Raw genomic sequence first — 20,886 nt, 5'->3', positions numbered from 1 at the left:
AAAATATATTTTTGGCTGAAATATGGTAATCTAAGATTACAGAATGGAAATAGGTGGGGGTAAGATGAGGTTACTGTGGGATTTAGATGGAACAATTTTTAATACATATCCGGCGATTCTCGAGAGTTTTTGTACGGTGCATGAAGAGTATCATGGGAAGCAAGCAGATGAAGTGGAGGCCCTTCGCTGGCTGAAACGAACGTCAAAGGAAGCTTTTGCTCATTTCGGTATTCCTGAACAATATCGCGATCGCTTTAAGGAGTTGGATCACGCATGTTCGGAGACAGGCAGTGAGCCTTTTGCTGGTGTGGAGAAAGTTTTATCGGCTGCAGAGATCAATGTGATTGTGACACATCGAACGCGCGAGTCGACAAAAGAGCTGCTGGAGAAATGGGGACTTGCACAGTACTTTGATGAGATTGTTAGCCCAGATGATGATGGATTTCCTCGCAAACCTGAAGTGGATGCTTATCGATACATACATAATAAATATCAATTAGATTGGGCAATTGGGGATCGGTCGCTTGATTTAATTCCCGCGAAGCAGGTGGGCTTAAGAACATGTGCCTTTCAAAATCCTGATATTGAAGCAGATCTTAAAGTTGAAGAATATACGGATGAAGTTGTCGATCTTCTAAGGAGGCCGTTGATATGAAAAAACGTGCTTTACTAAATGTAGATTATACGTATGATTTTGTTGCACCAGACGGGAAACTAACTTGTGGGAAGCCGGGACAAGATATTGAAGCGGCGATTGTTCAGGTGACGAAAAATTTTTTCGATGCAAATGAATATATAGTCTTAGCGATTGATAAACATGAGCAAGGAGATTCTCATCACCCAGAAACAAAACTTTTCCCTGAGCATAATGTGAGTGGAACAGCAGGAAGAGAGCTTTATGGTTCTCTACAAGATTGGTATAAGAAGAATAAACAAGCCACAAATGTTTACTATATGGATAAAACGAGATATAGTGCATTTGCAGGGACGAATTTAGAAATAAAGCTGCGAGAACGTGGAATTGAAGAAGTACATATTGTCGGTGTCTGCACAGATATTTGTGTGCTGCACACGGCGATTGATGCTTATAATAAAGGTTTCGATATCGTTCTTTACTCTGACGCTGTGGCAAGCTTTAACGAAGCAGGGCATAAGTGGGCTCTCACTCATTTTACGAATACACTTGGAGCCAAAGTAACAACAGTTACTTAGAAAAGCGGAAGGCGGTTGGGAAGGGACGACAAGCAAATGTTCCTGAACCTAAGAAGGGCGTTTTTCCCTTTAGGGTTTCAGGGTTATTTGACCTCAAGGCCCTGTCGTCTGCAGCTGGACAAAGAAAGAGTGAGTCGATGTTAACTGATGCAAGCAGATACTAAAAGTTTGCTAGTTGGGCGCTAGACCTAAATTAAGGAGCTAATGAATATGAATAATCATTACGATGATGACAGTTTGACATTACATACAGATCTATACCAGATTAATATGGCGGAAACGTATTTCCGGGATGGAATCCATAACCGCAAAGCCGTATTTGATCTGTATTTTCGAAAATTACCCTTTGCGAATGGCTATGCCATTTTTGCCGGCTTGGAGAAAATCGTTCAATATATTGAGAATTTCAGATTTAGTGATACCGATATTGCCTATTTACGAAATGAGTTACAATATAAGGAAGATTTTATCCAATTTTTACAAGGATTAAGATTCACAGGCACCATTCGTTCCATGATAGAAGGGGAAGTGGTCTTTCAGAATGAACCGATACTACAAGTAGAAGCTCCGTTGGTGCAGGCTCAATTAGTGGAGACAGCGTTACTTAACATTGTGAATTACCAAACATTGATTGCCACGAAAGCCTCAAGGATTCGTCAAGTAGTCAATGATGAGTTGGCTTTGGAATTCGGAACAAGAAGAGCTCAGGAGACAGAGGCTGCCATATGGGGAACGAGAGCGGCGTTTATTGGCGGCTTTAATGGCACAAGTAATGTAAGGGCAGGAAAAATCTTTGGATTGCCTGTTTCCGGTACACATGCTCATGCGATGGTGCAGGCCTATCATGATGATTATACGGCGTTTAAAAAATATGCTGAGACCCATCAAGAATGTATTTTTCTCGTTGATACGTATGATACTTTACGGTCAGGAGTACCTGCAGCGATTAAAGTAGCAAAAGAATTCGGTGATAGAATTAATTTCAAAGGGATCCGTTTAGATAGTGGTGATATGGCCTTTTTATCAAAAGAAGCAAGAAGAATGTTAGATGAGGCAGGCCTGAAAGATGCGAAAATCTTTGCCTCCAGTGATCTCGATGAATACACGATTTTACATTTGAAGGCCCAAGGGGCCAAAATCGACTCTTGGGGAGTAGGGACAAAGCTGATTACCGCATATGACCAACCTGCGCTGGGTGCTGTGTACAAATTAGTCGCGATCGAAAATGATCAGGGAGAAATGGAAGATACGATAAAAATTTCCAGCAATGCTGATAAAGTGTCGACACCAGGAAGAAAAAAGGTTTATCGGATTATAAATCGGTTAAATCATAAATCGGAGGGGGATTATATTACACTTTGGGATGAACAGCCTGCTGAGGAAGAGCGATTAAAAATGTTTCATCCAATTCATACGTATATCAGCAAGTTTGTGACTGATTTCGAGGCCGTTCATTTACATCATGTTATTTTTGAAAATGGGGAACGGGTTTATCAACTGCCGGAACTGATGGAGATTCAAGCATATGCGAAGCAGGCTTTGCAGGTCTTATGGGATGAATATAAAAGGTCTTTAAACCCTGAAGAATATCCAGTTGATCTTAGTCAAAAATGTTGGGATAACAAAATGGATAATATCAAGAAAGTAAAAGAGGAAGTAAGGCGATTTAAACATTCTGCAGATAGTCAGTGAAGATAGGGAGGTTTTTTCATGGACACACTCCAGAAAAAAATTATTGAAGAATTAAAAGTGAGCCCAAACATCGATCCAAATGAAGAGATTCGCAAGAGCATTGATTTTATGAAAGCCTATATGAATAAATATGGATTCTTTAATGGTTTTGTATTAGGCATTTCTGGCGGGCAGGACTCTACGCTTGTTGGTAAGCTTGCGCAAATGGCAGTGGACGAATTGAATCAGGAGCGTCAGGATAATAAATATCAATTTATTGCTTTAAAATTGCCATATGGGGCACAAGCGGATATGCAGGATGTAGAGGATGCCCTGGCATTTATTCAACCCAGTCAAGTGTATGAGATAAATATTCAGGCTGCTGTGAATGCGAGTGTAAAAGCGATTCAGGATGCAGGAATTTCCATAAGTGATTTTACGAAAGGGAATGAAAAAGCTCGGGAGCGAATGAAAGCACAGTATAGTGTAGCCGCTCATTTTAATGCGATTGTGTTGGGAACAGATCATTCCGCTGAAGCCCTAACAGGCTTCTACACGAAATTCGGCGATGGAGGATCTGATTTAGTGCCCATTTATCGCTTGAATAAACGCCAAGGCCGTAAAATTCTTAAGGAACTTGGATGCCCAAAGCACTTGTATCTGAAAATCCCTACCGCAGATCTTGAAGATGACCGCCCTTTAATTCCAGACGAGGTTGCACTAGGTGTATCATATGAAGAAATCGATGATTACCTCGAAGGAAAGAAAGTACCAGAAACAGCCAAAAATACAATCGAAGCACTCTATCGCAAATCGGCTCATAAACGCCACCTGCCGATTAACATATTTGATGACTTCTGGCATTAATCGTTAACAAATTATACACAAAACCATACAGGCAGAGTAAAAAGTGAGGAAAATTCAAAACTTTTTACCTGCCATTTTTGTTATAATAAAGAAAAGCGAATAAAGGAGGAACGGCTAAAGTCGCGCCGTCCTGGCGGCAAACTCAAACCGCGACGTCCTGTCGCTTTGTTTGCACTAGTACATCCTGTACGTCGCAACGCCGTTCTGACCCACATCTTGTGGGCCTAAATTTAAAGACTTCTGACGAGATAAAGGAAAAGTGAAATGCGGAAGACGGCTGATTAGGAGCGACAAGCAAATGTTCCGGAACCGAAGAAGGGTGAAAATTCCCTTCGGCGATTCAGGGTTATTTTGCGGAACATCGGTTAAAAGGCTCGACGTCCTGTCGAAACACCGATGGACTCGCATCCTGCCGTCTGTAGGTAGACAACAAGGGCGAAGGATGAGCCGATGTTGACTTGCGCAATCAGAGGTTGTAAGTTTGCTAGGAGCCAGAGCTAGCCATAGAAAGGTGTAAGCTTGCTATAAGTAGATGAGAAAATGGCCAGTGATTTAATATAATAGAGAGATGGTGTATGCTGCCGATGAATAGTGAGATGATGCAAAAACAAGTTCAGAAAATTATTGGAAATATTGAAGAGGTTATGATCGGGAAAACCGATATTACCCGTTTAAGTCTTGTAGCTTTATTAGCAGAAGGGCATGTTTTATTAGAGGATGTACCAGGAGTTGGAAAGACGATGATGGTCCGCGCCTTGGCTAAATCCGTAAATGCTACATTCAAGCGTATCCAATTTACCCCCGATTTATTGCCATCAGATGTTCTAGGGGTATCCGTCTATAATCAGAAAGATATGGAATTTATTTTTAGGCCAGGCCCGATTATGGGGAATATTATTTTGGCTGATGAGATTAATCGTACTTCACCGAAAACACAATCCGCTCTTTTAGAAGGAATGGAGGAAAAGAGTGTCACAGTAGATGGGACGACTCTGCAATTGAAAAGTCCTTTTTTTGTGATGGCCACACAAAATCCGATTGAATATGAAGGAACCTATCCACTTCCCGAAGCTCAGCTTGATCGTTTCTTATTAAAAATGAGAATGGGGTATCCAGATCATTCGGAGGAAGTGGAAGTGTTGACGAGAGCACAAAGACATACTCCAATTGAAACATTAGACCCTGTTGTATCTCTTGAAACCTTAATCGAAATGCAGAAACATGTGAAAGACGTCTATGTAGAAGAAGGATTAAAATACTATATAGTAGAATTGGCCAGACAGACGAGAGAACATGAGGATGTTTATTTAGGGGCAAGTCCACGTGCTTCTATTGCTTTAATGAAAGCTGCACAAGCACATGCCTTCATTGCCGGGAGAGATTACGTGATACCGGATGATATTCAATATCTAACGCCGTATGTTTTTTCCCATCGTGTAATCTTAAGGCCGGAAGCTAAATACCAAGGAACAGATTCAGAAGATGTATTAGACCAGATTATTAGGAATACTGATGTTCCTATAAAAAGGACTGTTTGACGATGCTCAAAGCTAGATTGAAGCGTCTGCGACGATTTGAGTCCTTCTTCAGACTGGTGTTATTGCTTATTTTGTTAGGATGCTCCTATGTTTTTGCGATGTTTCAAGGCGGATTTGTCAGTTGGTTTATCTTTTATAGTTTTCTACCTTTTGCGCTATACTCCTTCCTGCTTTTATGTTATCCCTTGCAAGGATTTAAAATGGAAAGAAGGATGCCAAAGCGCCATTTAAAAGCGGGTGAAACGATTATAATCGAAATTACACTTAAAAGAAAAATTCCGTTCCCGATTTTGTTTCTAGTGGTCGAGGATATTCTACCTGCCAGTATTCAATCCAAGCAGCATAAGCAATTAATTTTTCCTGGGTTCAAAACGAGGATCGACCTAAAATATCCATTAAAAGTCTCTAGAGGAGAATATAAGTGGGAGGGAATTCGCCTCATCACAGGAGATGTGCTAGGCATATTTAAAAAAGAAAGATGGTTTGATCATCAGCAAAGGGTCCTAGTTTATCCTCGATATGAGGAATTAATTTATAAACCATTGGAAAGTCGCTTTGAACATGGGGGGACGGTGAACCCAATGCAATTTCAAAGGGATACTTCTCTCGTTTCCAGTGTAAGACAATATCAACCAGGTGACAGAGTCTCTTGGATTGACTGGAAGGCAACGGCGCGTACAAATACAATGATGTCAAAAGAATTCGAGGTAAGGCAAACGAATGACCTGATGATCGTCTTCAATCGGGTGAATACGGAGCATTTTGAGGCAGCGGTTCAATTTGCTGCATCAATAGTGAAAACAATTATTCAACATGGTGGGAAGCTTGGCTTTTTTTCGGTTGGAGAAAAAGTGACCTATATCCCCATTCGTGGAGAAGCTATGCAAGAGAGTGTAATCTTTGATCATCTTGCTCGAGTCCTGCCAAATTGTACGGCCCCGCTCGATCAAGTAGTGAAGAAAGAATTAGCTCCTTATCAGCCAGCTGCTACGCTCGCGGTCATTACTTCAACGGTTAATAAAGAGCTGATTGATGGATTAAGCGGGGAGTTAAGAAGAAGTGGTGGAACGGTTGTTTATAATATAAAAAAGCGGGATACGCCAGCTAATCAGAATGAAGGAAAATATATTTCGCTTGCCAATCAGAGAGGGATTGTCGTAAAAACTCTCTATGAAGGCCAGTTTCGAGCGGCCTTTCTGGAGGTGTTGCAAGCATGAAGCTTAAGCAAAAAGGCGATCTATTCCTCCTATATGGCTTGGGTTTTTTCTTATTATGGGAATGGCTGCGGCCAATGGAGTATATTACCAATACAGGGCATGTTCATTATTTTGTTTATTTTCTTTTGCTTACCCTTTGTTTGTACTTTTTCCAAGTTCGCCCATGGGTTGGCTTTCTATTAAAACTCCTAATTATCTATTGCTTGCTCTTTCTTGTTTTTGGAAAAGGGAGCAGTGGTTTCGGTGGGTGGAGTTATCTCTTTCTTCAAGATAGTATAGATAACATCAAACTCCTGTTAACAAGACAATTTGATGGTTTATCGGATCTATTCCGTACAGGCCTTCTGTATATTCTCATCTGGATTGTTGCCTATCTGTTTCAATATTGGGTAGAAGTAAAAAGGAATATCTTTGTTTTCTTTATGATGACGATTTTTTATATAAGCGTGCTGGATACCTTTACGAAATATGATGCAAAGTGGGCCATCGTCCGCATTGTTTCAATCGGTTTTATCTTACTTGGGCTCCTCTTTTTCAAAAGATTGCTTGAAAAGGAAAAGATCCAGATGCCATTCAAAGCAAAATGGAAATGGACGTTTCCGCTTGTGATACTGGTTGGCATTAGTGTATTTATTGGTTATATGTCACCAAAAGCAGGACCGATTTGGCCTGATCCAGTGCCGTTTATTCAATCACAGGCAGATAATGTTTTGCCGAGAAATAATGAGTTGTCACGGATTGGATATGGGGAAGATGATTCAAGTTTAGGCGGCCCTTTTCTTCCGGATGATCGAGTAGTATTTGAGGCAGAAGCGCCAACACAGCAATATTGGCGGGTAGAAACAAAGGATGTCTATACAGGAAAAGGCTGGGAAACATCGAAGGGTCAAAGCTCTCATGAAAATATTCAGTCAGGTGAGTATATCCCTATTGATCCACTTATGAATAATGAGCATAAAGAAACACAAGAAGCCCATATTACGATGAAAATCCCTTATCCTCATGTCCTTATTCCATATGGATTTACGACAGTAAAAGGAAATGAAGATGGTTTTTTTCAATATGATGCCAGGCTAAATAAACTACGATCTTTTAATGAGCAAAATAAAGCTGTTGAACTGGAGCAATATACAGTCACATACCAGGACACGGATGTTAGTATGGAACAAATGCGTGAGGTCAGTCATGATACGATTGATTCCCAGATGGAAGAATGGATGGAATCCTATATCCAATTACCTGATTCACTGCCTGAGCGTGTGAAAGAGCTTGCCCATGAGATTATGAGCGATGAGGATAATTGGTTTGATAAAGCGAAGGCAGTCGAACGTTATTTTAAAAATGGCGAGTTTACGTACAATCAATCAGAGGTTCCTGTTCCAGAAAGGGACCAGGATTACGTAGATCAGTTTCTCTTTGAGACCAAGCTAGGCTATTGTGATAATTTTTCTACGTCCATGGTGACAATGTTACGAGCGGAAGGAATTCCCGCACGGTGGGCGAAAGGATATTCACATGGGCAATACAAGCCAGAAAACGGAAAGTATGAAGTTACAAATAACAATGCACACTCTTGGGTAGAAGTCTTTTTCCCAACAGAAGGATGGGTTCCATTTGAACCAACCATTGGTTTTCAAAACACCGTGAGCTATGCATATGATGAACAGGATAATGTTACATCACCAGATTCTTCAGATCCGCAATCTTCAGAGCCTGAGGAACAAGCAAACGAAGAACCTAAAGAAGATGAGAATGAAGAAGTACAACAAAAGGAACAGGAGAATCCTGGTTCTGCAAAAAAAGAAACCATTTCTTTAAAAGAATATCAAAAGTATTTTATCTATCTACTGATTGCTTTGATGATCATCGGGTTTTTATTATATATGACAAGAAGAAAATGGATCCCATATTATTGGTTATATGTATATAAACAGAACTTTGATCAAGAGCGATTGATAGAGGCTTATGGAAAACTGTTGAAACAGCTAGCAAGGGTGGGAGTAAAACGAGAAAAGGGCCAAACTCTTCGTGATTTTGCCGCATATGTGGATGCCTATTATGAAACGAAAGATATGGGGATCTTAACAATGAACTATGAAAAGTTAGTTTACCAATCCCCTTCTAGCGAGCAAATCGACCTGAATGCAACCAAGGAATTATGGGAAAATTTAATAAAAAAAGCAACAGGTTGACCATGGGCCGTTCTCAAGTATAAAATGAGATAAAACAGATCACGCATCTACTAGTCTGGGCGATGAGCTGAAATGCTCCTTCGAAAATCGAGGGAGCATTTCAATCGTCTTACATATTTCAGAATGGAAGGTCAAAAGATAAAGTGGAACTTCAATCAGGAGGGTTTCCTTCATCCCTCCATGGAAAAATATGATCAATAGCCTAAGATGCTTTTTTCCAGTAATGCTAGTAGCAAGCTCGTAAAACATATAAAAGGATAGGAAAAGGAAAGAATTGGAGGGATTTGACATGGCAGGAAAATCTGAATTACATAATCAGGAAATGATCGTCGTTCTTGATTTTGGCAGTCAATACAATCAATTAATCACAAGACGAATCCGGGAATTTGGGGTATATAGTGAATTGCATCCCCACACGATTACAGCGGAAGAAATTTCAGCAATGAATCCGAAGGGCATTATCTTATCAGGTGGACCGAATAGTGTGTATGGTGAAAATGCTTTTGGATGTGATGAGCGGTTATTTGAACTTGGGATTCCGATTTTTGGGATCTGTTATGGCATGCAGTTAATGACTGTACAATTTGGCGGCTCTGTAGAAAGAGCAAAGGGAAGAGAGTATGGGAAAGCTACCCTGGAAATAAAAGAAGAAAGTCCTCTATTTAAAGGTTTACCAACAGAGCAGACTGTTTGGATGAGTCATGGAGATCTAGTAAAGGATGTGCCGAATGGCTTTTCAATTGTTGGGACAAATCCATCTTGCCCGATCGCGGCGATCAGCCATGAAGACAAGCAATTCTACGGTGTACAGTTCCATCCAGAAGTTCGTCATTCCGTACATGGCAATGAAATCTTAAAGAACTTTGTATTTGAAATTTGTGGGTGTAAAGGCGACTGGTCCATGGAAAACTTCATTGACGTTGAAATGGAGAAAATTCGCCAAACCGTCGGCGATAAAAAGGTGCTCTGTGCACTAAGTGGTGGTGTTGATTCTTCTGTTGTCGCAGTTTTAATCCATAAAGCGATTGGAGACCAATTAACATGTATCTTTGTTGATCATGGACTTTTACGTAAAGAAGAAGCGGAAAGTGTCATGAAAACATTTAGCGAAGGCTTTCATATGAACGTCATTAAGGTCGATGCAAAAGATCGTTTTCTTGGCAAGCTCGAAGGAGTCACAGACCCTGAGAAAAAGCGGAAAATCATTGGGAATGAATTTATCTACGTCTTTGATGATGAAGCAACAAAACTTGAAGGCATCGAATACCTAGCGCAAGGAACACTTTACACAGATATCATTGAAAGTGGTACAGCGACAGCACAAACCATTAAATCCCATCATAATGTAGGTGGATTACCAGAAGATATGCAATTTCAACTGATCGAGCCACTAAATACGCTCTTTAAAGATGAGGTAAGAAAACTAGGAACAGAATTAGGAATCCCCGACGAAATCGTCTGGAGACAACCATTCCCAGGACCTGGATTAGGCATACGCGTTCTAGGAGAAGTCACAGACGAAAAACTAGAAATTGTCCGAGAATCCGACTATATTTTACGCGAAGAAATCAGCAAGGCCGGATTGGAACAAGAGATTTGGCAATATTTCACCGTCCTTCCGGATATTCGCAGCGTCGGCGTAATGGGCGATGCCAGAACCTATGACCACACCATCGGGATCCGGGCCGTCACTTCTATTGATGGCATGACCTCTGACTGGGCAAGAATCCCTTGGGACGTCCTAGAAGTCATCTCCACCAGAATTGTCAACGAAGTAGACCATGTCAATCGGGTTGTCTATGATATTACAAGTAAGCCACCTGCTACGATTGAGTGGGAATAATTCTCTAAAAGCATTTGAAGTGAAAACGTTGATTTGACTGCATTTCGATGGTACGTAAAATGGATAAAACAATCAAAAATGAATAGGTTCTCCGCCAAGATTCCGCCAGAGGAAAAAATAGGATAAGCTTTTGATGAGTAGGGGGATATCACTTTAATCAATAGTGATATCTCCCTTTTTTAAAGCAGTGTCCATGTAAATGTCATATAATACACTAAATTGACTTTGTTCTTTTTGAAGAATACAATTATTAAAAGGGTAAATATGCTAAAGGAGGTGTTTTAAATGGCTACAGCGGATCATATAAAAAGTTTGGTGAAAGCACATTTGGATGGAAACAATGAAAAATTTAAAACGATTGTATTACAAATTGCAGCATATGAAGCCAAACAAAACCATGTTAATTTTGCCAGAGAGTTGAAAAAACTCGTGGATAAATCACAGATCCCCCGCGCTAATGTAGTTTCACTAAATAAAACTAATCCTATGTTGCATATGACTATACCTAACAATCAATTGGATGGGTTAATTGTTTCGGAGGAAATTAGAGAAAGAATCATTAGAATTTTGAATGAGTATAGAAATAAAAATAAACTCAAGCAATATGGTATGGATAACAGAAGGAAAATTCTGATTGAAGGTCATCCTGGAACTGGTAAAACATATACTGCATCGGTAATTGCCACTGAGTTAGAACTTCCATTATATACCGTTCAAGTAGATAAGTTGGTAACAAAGTTTATGGGAGAAACTAGTGCGAAATTAAGACAAATTTTTGAATCTATAGAAAATAATATCGGCGTATACTTTTTTGATGAATTTGATGCGATTGGTTCAGATAGAAGTTTAGATAATGAAGTTGGAGAAATGAGACGGATATTGAACTCCTTTTTACAATTTATTGAACAAGATACTTCTGAAAGTATTATAATTGCTGCTACCAATAATCAAAAGTTGCTGGATCAAGCATTATTTCGTAGGTTTGATGATGTATTACATTACTCTCTTCCAACGAAAAATGAAATATGCAAATTATTTAAATATAAGCTTTCCGTATTTCAAAAGAATTTTACACCATCAGATAAATTAATTGATAGCTCACTTTCTTTGAGCCATGCTGAACTAATTAGAGTTTGTGATGATGCAATAAAAGATTCTATCTTGCAAGATAGAAATATTACGCAATCCGAACTTTTAAAATTAATTAATGAAAGAATGACTGTTTATTCTAATAAGGAGGCATAAGATTGGCGGTAGAAAAGAAAAATATATTTTTAAAGAACACAAAAAATGCTTTAGAATATTCTTCTCCTCCAAGAATGGGGAGTTCTAATTTCCCTATGCGTCCAAATGTTAGAACTCACGGAGAATTTATTCAGCAAAAGCTAAAAGATAGTTATGAACGTTTAACAGATCAAAAACGTGCAGCAGCAATAAAATATAAAAACGGAACATATCTTGAATTTTCTAGTGAATCCGGATATGATTTAGCCCTAAAAAGTTTGGAAAATATACAGCAGGGGATTCGAATTTTAAATGTGAGGGAAGACTTAGAAAATACTATAACAAAGGCTACAGTATATGTTCCAGGTGGAAAAGAAAAATACTTTATGGAAAAAGCTGAGGAATATATCGAAAAAACAACTAAAAAAGGTAAGCCGAGGCACAATGATCTCATCAGCAGTATAGAGGATATTTCCTTGGCTTTATTAGATGCATTTTGGATAGGTGAAAATGTCGATATGCCTACTGATAAAGCACGTTGGTGTGAAGTTTGGTTAAGGTTTGAAGCGAATAGGTCTGAAGAGCAAACAGATGACAATAAGAAGAAGGCTCTAAAAGAGTTAACTGATTGTTGCAAATTATTGAATATTAGTTTGGATACAAGTGAAATTGTCTTTCCGGAAAGAATTATTAAACTAATATATGCAAATAAAACTCAATTAGGTAACTTAATTACAATTTGCGATTATATCGCAGAGTTCCGTCGTTCACCAGAGGAGATAAATTTCTTTGAAGAATTATCTGCTTCTGAACAACAGGAGTGGATTGATGAACTTCTAACGCGAACAAGTTTTGATATTGGTAAATCCACTATTTGTCTACTTGATACTGGATTAAATTCAAACCACCCATTAATATTACCGGCTGTTAAAAATGAAAACGTAATTCAGTCGGTGGATAGTCATTGGGGAAGTGATGATCATGCTGGTCATGGAACTGAAATGGCAGGAGTTGCATTATATAATAATTTAAAGGAAAGTCTAGTAGATGATGATCTAATAACTATTAAACATGGAATTGAATCAGTGAAAATTTTACCACCAGATGGAAGCAATTCTCCAAAATTATATGGAGCATTAACAAAGAATGCGGTATTTCTTTCTGAAATAGAAAGCCCTAATGCTTTAAGAACTATATGTATGGCAATAACATCGAGAGATTTCAATACGGATGATGGCAGTCCAACCTCATGGTCAGCAGCTATTGATAATATAACATCTGGAAGTGATGGGGATGATAATAGAAGACTTTTCTTTGTTAGTGGAGGGAATGTTCATCCAACAGAATTAACTGAATTGTCTTATCCAGATGTAAATATCTCTCACAGTATTGAAAATCCCGGACAATCATGGAATGCTATTACTGTAGGAGCATATTGTAATGATATAGAAGTTAAATCGGCGGTTTATAAAGGATTTCATCCAGTTGCGGATGTCGGAGAACTTTCACCATATAGTTCGACTTCAAAAACATGGAATAACAAATGGCCTGTTAAACCAGAAATACTTTTAGATGGTGGAAATATGGTTACTAATGGATCTGATTTTGATTCTTGTGATGATTTAGCTTTACTAACTACCAATAGAGATGTATTTTCTAAACCGTTATCAACTATTTGGGGAACTAGTTCTGCTACAGCTCAGGCGTCATGGATGGCTTCTCAAATTTATAATGAGTATCCTGATATATGGCCAGAAACAGTAAGAGGTCTTTTAATTCACTCAGCAAGTTGGACTGATAAAATGATAGAGCAGTTTTGTCAAGAAGATAAAAAGACCAAGGGTAGAAGGCAATTGCTCAGAACTTGTGGATATGGAATCCCTAATTTAAATAAGGCAATAGAATGTGCTAATAATTCTGTTAACCTTGTTATACAATCAGAATTACAACCATTCATCAAGGATAGTATGAATGAAATGCACGTTCATACGTTACCTTGGCCAAGAGAAATTTTAGAATCACTAGGAGAAGTGGAAGCAAAGTTAAAAGTGACCCTTTCATATTTTATTGAGCCAGGACCAGGAGAAATAGGATGGAAAAATAAATATAGATATCCTTCTTGTGGATTAAGATTTGATGTAATTAATAGTAATGAAACCCTAGAGGATTTTAAAAAACGTGTTAATGTAAAAATGCGGGGAGAAGATCGAAAAGACAGTGGTGATGGAAGTAGTAGGGATTGGTACTTAGGTAAAGAGAATCGCGACGTTGGATCAATTCATTCTGATTTTTGTTCTGTCCCAGCAGTGGATCTTTGTGATGCAAATTTCATTGCTGTTTATCCTGTAATTGGTTGGTGGAGAGAAAGAAGTCATCTTGGAAAATTCAACGAAAAAGTAAAGTATTCATTGATTGTTTCTATTGAAACACCTGGGGTTGATACGGATTTATATACTTCTATCATTAATCAAATTGATATAGAGCAACAAATAGAAATTGATATAGAGTATTAAGTTAATTTAATAACTTATTTCTATCTTTACTATAAAATCAATATACAAAAGATATAGTTTTCTTTCCTATCGTTTTATATATGAAATGAAACGGTGACTTGGCCGCATTTTGATGGTACGTAAAATGGATCAAACAACTAAAATTGAATAGTTTCTCCACCAAGCTTCCACCAGAGGAAACGGAGAAAGATGAGGGATATTGTGTAAAAGCAATATCTCTTTTTTTGTTCCTTTTTTTAAAAAAATCATTGTTTATCAGTATCTTTTTGCACTTGTGGATTAGAAAGTAAAAGGAGCAATTAAAAAAACTCCATTTATAAATATTCTTTATAAATTTTTCCTCAAAAGGATAGTTTTTAAGGATCTGAAAAACACAATACGTTGATTATTTACAATGAACTACCATTATCAAAGGGTGATTGCCTATGACAGTTATTACATTAGGAAGCTTATTTGATGGAATCGGGGTATTTCCTTTAGCCGCTTCTCGTTATGGAATTACGCCAACTTGGGCAAGTGAAGTAGAGAAAGCACCTATTTCTATTACAAAATGGCATTTTCCCAACATGTTACATCTAGGAGATATTACAAAAATAGATGGTGGCAAAATACCACCTGTTCATGTCATTACATTTGGTTCTCCATGTCAGAACTTATCAAATATCGGAAAAAGAGAAGGTCTTGCAGGAAGTCAATCGAGTTTGTTTTATCACGCGATACGAATTATTGAGGAAATGAGGTGTGCAACGAATGGAACATATCCAGTTATCACTGTTTGGGAAAACGTCATGGGAGCTTTTTCATCAAATAACCGGTTGGATTTTAAAGCCGTGTTGGAGTCGTTCACAAATACCGAAATTCCAATGCCTGCTTCTGGAGTCTGGGCAAACGCTGGAATGGTCCGAGGGAATGATGTTGATGTGTGTTGGCGATTGTTGGACGCCCAATATTGGGGAAAACCCACTCTCGCTCAAAGAAGAAGACGTATCTTTCTCGTGTCAGATTTTAGAGGAAACCGTTCCAGAGAAATATTATTTAAAGCCCGCGATTTGCAATCGCTTCCTCCGTCTTGCGGAAAGGGCAGGCTGTCCTCCGCCAGCGCCAGTCGAATATCTGCTCAAAAAACAAGGAGGAAAATACCCGTCGTCCGCCCCTTTCAAGAAAGACGCATGCGAAGTACCACAAAAGATAAAAACAGAACAGGATTCATTGGAAGTTTTGGACGGACAAATGACCCTTTCCCCACCCTGTTAGCTGGTGCAGTCAATATCTTTTCTTTTTGGTATGAAGGCATGGAAAAGGAAGGTTTTATCCGACAACTTACACCATTGGAATGTGAACGTTTAATGGGATTACCAGAGGATTGGACAGCCTTGGGTAATAAGGGTGAAGCCATTAGTGATAATGCAAGATACAAAGCGCTTGGAAATGCGATTGCTCTACCATGCGCTGAATATATCATGGGTGGTATTGCAGAAGTTTTATAGATTGACAAGCTAATGTGTGACAAATTTCATTTGTCATGCTTTTTTTATTGGCCAGATTAATGTGGGGAGCGTGTTTTCTTTGGAAGGAAATGAAGAAAAGGTGATGGAATGGATTGATGATCATTTTGATTTAAATGTGATTGAGATTGAAGACTTTCCGTTTTTTCCTTGTGGGAAATTGATTCGTGATAAGCAAGGGGAGACGATGGTTGTATTTTGGTGAGTGATTTATGGGCGTGTGGATTATCGGTTTCAAGAAGCGTAAGGAGCATGGTATGCCATGAATATATCCCGTTCACCTCCCTTATTGTTTTTTCACTTTAGCGCATAAATGAAATTAAAAATAAGAAAAGAGGTATGTATCATGGAATTAAAATATGTCATTCCCAATATGGACAAAACTTTTGGGAATTTAGAATACGCAGGAGAGGGCAAAGTCGAACAGAGACGGATTAATGGGCGTATGACCACTCTATCCCGCAGCTATAATCTGTATTCCGATATTCAACGTGCAGATGATATCGAAGTGGTTCTTCCTCAAGAAGCTGGGGAAAAATTCTTTGAACATGAGGAAAAAGTAAAATTAGTCAATGCAAGAATCACCGCAGAAGGTTATAAAATTGGAGAACGTGGTTTCACAAATTATATTTTACATGCAGATGACATGGTAAAAGCATAAGGAGGAGAAAAGATGAGATTAGCACAAGGAATTGTCATTGATAAGGAAAAGACATTTGGCTTATTAAAATTTTCGTCATTGCGACGTGAGGTATTCCTTCAAAATGAAGATGGTACGGTATCATCAGAAGTTAAGGAACGCACTTATGACTTAAAGTCCCGTGAACAAGGTCGCATGATTCAAGTGAGTATTCCTGCTTCAGTTCCGTTAAAAGAGTTTGACTATAATGCAGAAGTAGAACTCATTAACCCTGTCGCAGATACGGTCGCAAATGCAACGTTTCGCGGGGCAGATGTTGATTGGTACATTAAAGCAGATGATTTAATATTAAAGGGAAAAGCAGTAACATCGGCTGGTAGTACTCAAAAAGCTGTGCTTAACAAGGATAAATAATGAAACTTTACAGAAGAAGAGGGAAACGGATTCGATCCAGTGATGCGTCCCTCTTTTTTCAATTTATATTCTTTGGACTCGTAGGTGTATGGCTTGCTTCTTTTATCCCTTTTCATCTATCATTTTTACTTTCTACAACGTGGCAGCTCGATCTATTTCAAGCACATTTTATGAGTAGGTATGGATTGGTTTCATTGGTGATTAGTCTAGTAATGGTCACTTGTTGTGCTTTTGTTTATTATCGGTATCGCTATAACCATATTAAACAGATTATTCATCGCCAAAAGCTCGCAAAAATGATTTTAGAAAACGGGTGGTATGAAACAAAGCAAGTCGCTCAAGAGGGTTTCTTTAAGGATATACCATCAGGAAAAACAAAGGAAAAAATCAGTCACTTTCCAAAAATGTATTATCGGTATGAAAAAGGGATGATTCATATTCAAGTGGAAATCACACTTGGGAAATATCAAGAACCGCTTTTAAACTTGGAAAGGAAATTAGAAAGTGGATTGTATTGTGAGTTGGTATCCAAAGAATTACATGATTCCTTTGTCGAGTATGTACTTTTCTATGATATGATTGCGAACCGGATTTCGATTGATGAAGTCATTGCACAAAATGGCAGCTTAAAGCTAATGGACTCAATGTATTGGGAATATGATAAACTTCCGCATATGTTAATTGCTGGTGGAACAGGCGGCGGGAAGACGTACTTTATTCTCACACTAATTGAGGCCCTATTAAAGACAGATGCAAAATTGTATATCTTAGATCCCAAAAATGCAGATTTAGCGGATTTAGCCACGGTTATGTCTGATGTGTATTATAAAAAGGAAGATATGATGGCATGTATTGACCAATTTTATGATGATATGATGACTCGTAGTGAAGAAATGAAACATATGAAGGGCTATAAAACAGGGGAAAATTATGCATATTTGGGCTTATCCCCTCACTTTTTAGTCTTTGATGAATATGTCGCATTTATGGAAATGCTTGTTTCCAAGGAAAATACGGCAGTATTAACTAAACTGAAACAAATCGTCATGTTAGGACGACAAGCAGGATTTTTCCTTATTCTCGCCTGTCAACGACCAGATGCAAAATATCTTGGAGATGGCATACGCGATCAGTTTAATTTTAGAGTCGCTTTAGGTCGTATGAGTGAGCTCGGGTATGGCATGATGTTTGGGGCGGACGTACAAAAACAATTTTTCTTAAAACAGATCAAAGGCCGAGGGTATGTCGATAAAGGAGATAATGTCATTTCTGAATTTTATACACCACTTGTCCCAAAGGAGCATGACTTTTTAAAAGAAATTGCTAAACTAGCCCAATAAAGGCTGCCCAGTGCGGCGGCGTGTGAAGCGAAAGCCGCTGTGCTGGGCTAAGCCTGCGTGGCGACAGCCACGCCTTAACCCCCCATTTCTAACAGGGGGGTAGAAAAACAATAAGAAACTGTTCCAAAAGCCAATAACACCTGATGGTACAACGGTTTGGAGCATATGAAGAAGATGTCAGCTTTTAACCTTTAGTTGACATCTTTTTTGAGTTTGGAGGAATGCACATGAATCAAGTACCTTGGTATCAACAATTAAAAGAAAAACGATTGGAATACGGTGTGTCTCAAAATAAACTGGCTGTTCATATTGGAATTTCAAGACAATATATTAGTGAAATTGAAACAGGAAAAGTGATTCCCTCTGATTCACTAAAAAATATCTTGTTCGATATTTTAGAGCAATTTAATCCAAATGCTCCACTGGAAATCTTGTTTGATTATGTTCGGATTCGATTTTTAACAACAAATCCAAAGCCTGTTATTAAAGATATTTTGAAATTGAAAATGGAGTATATGTTACATGAGGATTATGCATTTTACTCCTATATGGAACAATACATTTTTGGTGATATTGTCGTCATGGTTTCTCCAGATGAAGAAAAAGGCTGTTTATTAGAACTTAAAGGAAAAGGATGTAGGCAATTTGAGAATTTCTTATTAGCCCAACAACGAACATGGTTCGATTTTTTTATGGACGTGTTTCGCGTTGGTGGTGTTTTTAAACGAATTGATCTTGCGATAAACGATAAGACAAGCATATTGGATATTCCGTTTCTAACACAAAAATGTCGTCATGAAGAATGTATTTCTGTTTTTCGTAGTTTTAAAAGCTATCGTTCTGGTGAACTTGTACAGAATGAAGAAAAGCCCGACATGGGAAATACCTTATATATTGGTTCTTTAAAAAGTGACGTGTACTTCTGTGCGTATGAGAAGGATTACGAACAATACGTGAAACATGGCACATCACTCGAAGATACAGACGTGAAAAATCGTTTTGAAATTCGTTTAAAGAATGATCGTGCTTATCATGCGATTGTAGATTTAATGATGTATGAAGATGCTGGACGGACTGCTTTTTCCATTATTAATCGGTATATTCGTTTTGTTGATAAAGACGAGAAAAAGCGTCGCAGCAGTTGGGAAATCAATAAAGAATGGCAACGATTTATTGATTTAGGCGTGAACAGAAAAATTTCTTTAACAACAAAGCCTGAACCTTATACGTTTGAAAAATCACTAAGATGGCTTGCACGCCAAGTTGCCCCTACTTGGAAACTAGCGACAAAGATAGATGAACTTAATCAAACCAGTGTAATCAAGGATATGTTGGAGCAAGTAGAATTATCCGAACGACACCAAAAAATACTCATGCAACAAACCATTCCCATAGAGAAAGTGATTCAACCATTGTCAAGCGACGATTGATTAACTTATGAAGGGAGAAATTCAAATGAACTTTGGCCAGAATTTATACAATTGGTTTCTTAGTAATGCACAATCTTTAGTATTAATGGCAATCGTCGTAATTGGAATTTATTTAGGTTTTAAACGAGAGTTTTCTAAACTAATCGGCTTTCTAATCATTGCTTTGGTTGCGGTTGGATTAGTCTTTAATGCGGCTGGAGTGAAAGATGTGTTGTTAAACCTATTTAATCGGATCATAGGGGCTTAATTATAACGTTTGTTTGTGAAGATAAGTGGTCTTCTTATGTTCTACAAACAAATGTTGATCCAAACGGTAGTGCGGAAGGGATTAACAACTTTACTTTTATGCACCAGTAAATTAAACGTAGTTGCTCTTTTTTATGCTTATCTTTTCTGAAAAGGTCATGAATTTCAATGGTAACATTTAATTCTTCGCTTGGAGGTGTAGTAATTGAGTACGATTGTAACTGTTGAAAAAAGGGATGAGTTAGATGAAGCATTATTGGAAGTTGGTATGTCCATTAAAACGGGAGATGAAATTTGTGACAAGGCAATGGAAGAAGCAAATGACATGAATGTGAATGACTCGGAGTTGATAGTTATTAAACTGGAAAATGACCCAGCAGATTTATCTATGACCGTATTTGAAGTAGTAAAGGATGAGGATAATCCTGCAATAAAAAAGCTTTCCTTTAGAGAATTTCATTTTTTTTAATCACTTTATTAACTTTTTGCAAAAGGATGTGAAAATTCGATGGAAATGCAAGTTTTTATAACGAATCTCGGTAAATATAATGAAGGAGAAATCAATGGTGCATGGTTTTCACCACCCATCGATTTTGAGGAAGTGAAAGAGCGCATCGGTTTGAACGGAGAATATGAAGAATATGCAATATTCGATTACGAACTTCCCTTTGAAATCAGTGAATATACGCCCATTTCCGAGGTAAACCGTTTATGTGCAATGGTGGCAGAAATTGAAGGTACACCACTTTATGATTCTCTTTCTGAAGTGCAAAGTTGTTGGTTTAACAGTATAGAAGAATTACTGGAACACCAAGATGATATTATGTATTATCCTGATTGTGAGAATATGGCAGATGTCGCACGGGTTTTAGTCGAAGAAACAGGAATGTTGGGAGAGGTCCCTTCTAATCTACAAAATTATATTGATTATGAAGCCTTTGGACGTGATCTAGAAATTGAGGGTAGTTTTCTAATTACTTCAAATGGTGTATTTGAATATACGCAGTAAGTGGAAAAGCAGCTTGTTATCGTAC

Annotated in this window: 19 protein-coding genes; all 19 read left to right on the top strand. The window is 38.2% G+C overall.

From position 1 onward, the window contains the following. The first annotated feature begins 64 nt into the window (after window positions 1-64). The 19 genes from KI375_RS10925 (at window position 65) to KI375_RS10835 (ending at window position 20,861) form a co-directional block, all read left to right on the top strand. The gene (locus tag KI375_RS10925) at window positions 65-655 is read left to right on the top strand and encodes an HAD hydrolase-like protein (protein ID WP_212973530.1); all 591 of its coding nucleotides are present in this window, start codon (window positions 65-67) and stop codon (window positions 653-655) included. After that, window positions 652-1,212 (top strand): cysteine hydrolase family protein, encoded by a 561-nt coding sequence (locus KI375_RS10920; RefSeq protein ID WP_212973529.1) that lies wholly within the window; start codon window positions 652-654, stop codon window positions 1,210-1,212. The genes KI375_RS10925 and KI375_RS10920 overlap by 4 nt, the downstream gene beginning before the upstream one ends. A 210-nt stretch (window positions 1,213-1,422) precedes the next feature. Beyond that, entirely contained in the window at window positions 1,423-2,904 is a 1,482-nt protein-coding gene (locus KI375_RS10915) for a nicotinate phosphoribosyltransferase (RefSeq protein ID WP_212973528.1), read from the top strand. Between the two features lie 18 nt (window positions 2,905-2,922). After that, window positions 2,923-3,750: an ammonia-dependent NAD(+) synthetase gene (gene nadE / locus KI375_RS10910; protein WP_212973527.1), complete on the top strand. Its 828-nt coding sequence runs from the start codon at window positions 2,923-2,925 to the stop codon at window positions 3,748-3,750. 584 nt (window positions 3,751-4,334) lie between these two features. Then, window positions 4,335-5,288, top strand: coding sequence for an AAA family ATPase (locus tag KI375_RS10905; protein WP_212973673.1), 954 nt, complete (start codon window positions 4,335-4,337; stop codon window positions 5,286-5,288). A gap of 2 nt (window positions 5,289-5,290) precedes the next feature. Continuing rightward, entirely contained in the window at window positions 5,291-6,505 is a 1,215-nt protein-coding gene (locus KI375_RS10900; protein ID WP_212973526.1) for a DUF58 domain-containing protein, read from the top strand. Beyond that, complete coding sequence (locus tag KI375_RS10895) at window positions 6,502-8,697, top strand: transglutaminase TgpA family protein (protein WP_212973525.1); 2,196 nt, start codon at window positions 6,502-6,504, stop codon at window positions 8,695-8,697. Before KI375_RS10900 ends, KI375_RS10895 begins: the two co-directional genes overlap by 4 nt. Before the next feature lie 289 nt (window positions 8,698-8,986). Then, on the top strand, window positions 8,987-10,540 hold the full coding sequence (gene guaA / locus KI375_RS10890; RefSeq protein ID WP_212973524.1) for a glutamine-hydrolyzing GMP synthase: 1,554 nt from the start codon (window positions 8,987-8,989) through the stop codon (window positions 10,538-10,540). Window positions 10,541-10,825: 285 nt separating this feature from the next. Continuing rightward, window positions 10,826-11,785 (top strand): AAA family ATPase, encoded by a 960-nt coding sequence (locus KI375_RS10885; protein ID WP_212973523.1) that lies wholly within the window; start codon window positions 10,826-10,828, stop codon window positions 11,783-11,785. Window positions 11,786-11,787: 2 nt separating this feature from the next. Next, window positions 11,788-14,277, top strand: coding sequence for a S8 family peptidase (locus KI375_RS10880; protein ID WP_212973522.1), 2,490 nt, complete (start codon window positions 11,788-11,790; stop codon window positions 14,275-14,277). A gap of 425 nt (window positions 14,278-14,702) precedes the next feature. Continuing rightward, window positions 14,703-15,764: a DNA cytosine methyltransferase gene (locus KI375_RS10875; RefSeq protein ID WP_212973521.1), complete on the top strand. Its 1,062-nt coding sequence runs from the start codon at window positions 14,703-14,705 to the stop codon at window positions 15,762-15,764. 79 nt (window positions 15,765-15,843) lie between these two features. Further along, complete coding sequence (locus KI375_RS10870; RefSeq protein ID WP_212973691.1) at window positions 15,844-15,987, top strand: hypothetical protein; 144 nt, start codon at window positions 15,844-15,846, stop codon at window positions 15,985-15,987. Window positions 15,988-16,128: 141 nt separating this feature from the next. Beyond that, window positions 16,129-16,443 carry a YdcP family protein gene (locus KI375_RS10865; protein WP_212973520.1) on the top strand — a complete coding sequence of 105 codons (315 nt, stop codon included), beginning with the start codon at window positions 16,129-16,131 and terminating at the stop codon, window positions 16,441-16,443. A gap of 12 nt (window positions 16,444-16,455) precedes the next feature. Next, window positions 16,456-16,836: a YdcP family protein gene (locus tag KI375_RS10860; RefSeq protein WP_212973519.1), complete on the top strand. Its 381-nt coding sequence runs from the start codon at window positions 16,456-16,458 to the stop codon at window positions 16,834-16,836. Then, complete coding sequence (locus KI375_RS10855) at window positions 16,836-18,176, top strand: FtsK/SpoIIIE domain-containing protein (protein WP_212973518.1); 1,341 nt, start codon at window positions 16,836-16,838, stop codon at window positions 18,174-18,176. The genes KI375_RS10860 and KI375_RS10855 overlap by 1 nt, the downstream gene beginning before the upstream one ends. A gap of 227 nt (window positions 18,177-18,403) precedes the next feature. Next, the gene (gene mobT / locus KI375_RS10850) at window positions 18,404-19,606 is read left to right on the top strand and encodes a MobT family relaxase (protein WP_212973517.1); all 1,203 of its coding nucleotides are present in this window, start codon (window positions 18,404-18,406) and stop codon (window positions 19,604-19,606) included. A 25-nt stretch (window positions 19,607-19,631) separates the two neighbouring features. Further along, on the top strand, window positions 19,632-19,853 hold the full coding sequence (locus tag KI375_RS10845) for a hypothetical protein (RefSeq protein WP_010097509.1): 222 nt from the start codon (window positions 19,632-19,634) through the stop codon (window positions 19,851-19,853). Window positions 19,854-20,057: 204 nt separating this feature from the next. Continuing rightward, the gene (locus tag KI375_RS10840) at window positions 20,058-20,321 is read left to right on the top strand and encodes a hypothetical protein (RefSeq protein WP_212973516.1); all 264 of its coding nucleotides are present in this window, start codon (window positions 20,058-20,060) and stop codon (window positions 20,319-20,321) included. Window positions 20,322-20,360: 39 nt separating this feature from the next. After that, the gene (locus tag KI375_RS10835; protein WP_212973515.1) at window positions 20,361-20,861 is read left to right on the top strand and encodes an antirestriction protein ArdA; all 501 of its coding nucleotides are present in this window, start codon (window positions 20,361-20,363) and stop codon (window positions 20,859-20,861) included. Window positions 20,862-20,886: the final 25 nt, after the last annotated feature.

This window comes from Bacillus sp. J14TS2 (assembly GCF_018333015.1).
Classification (GTDB): domain Bacteria; phylum Bacillota; class Bacilli; order Bacillales; family Bacillaceae_C; genus Lederbergia.
This window is presented reverse-complemented; position numbering and strand designations above follow the sequence as displayed.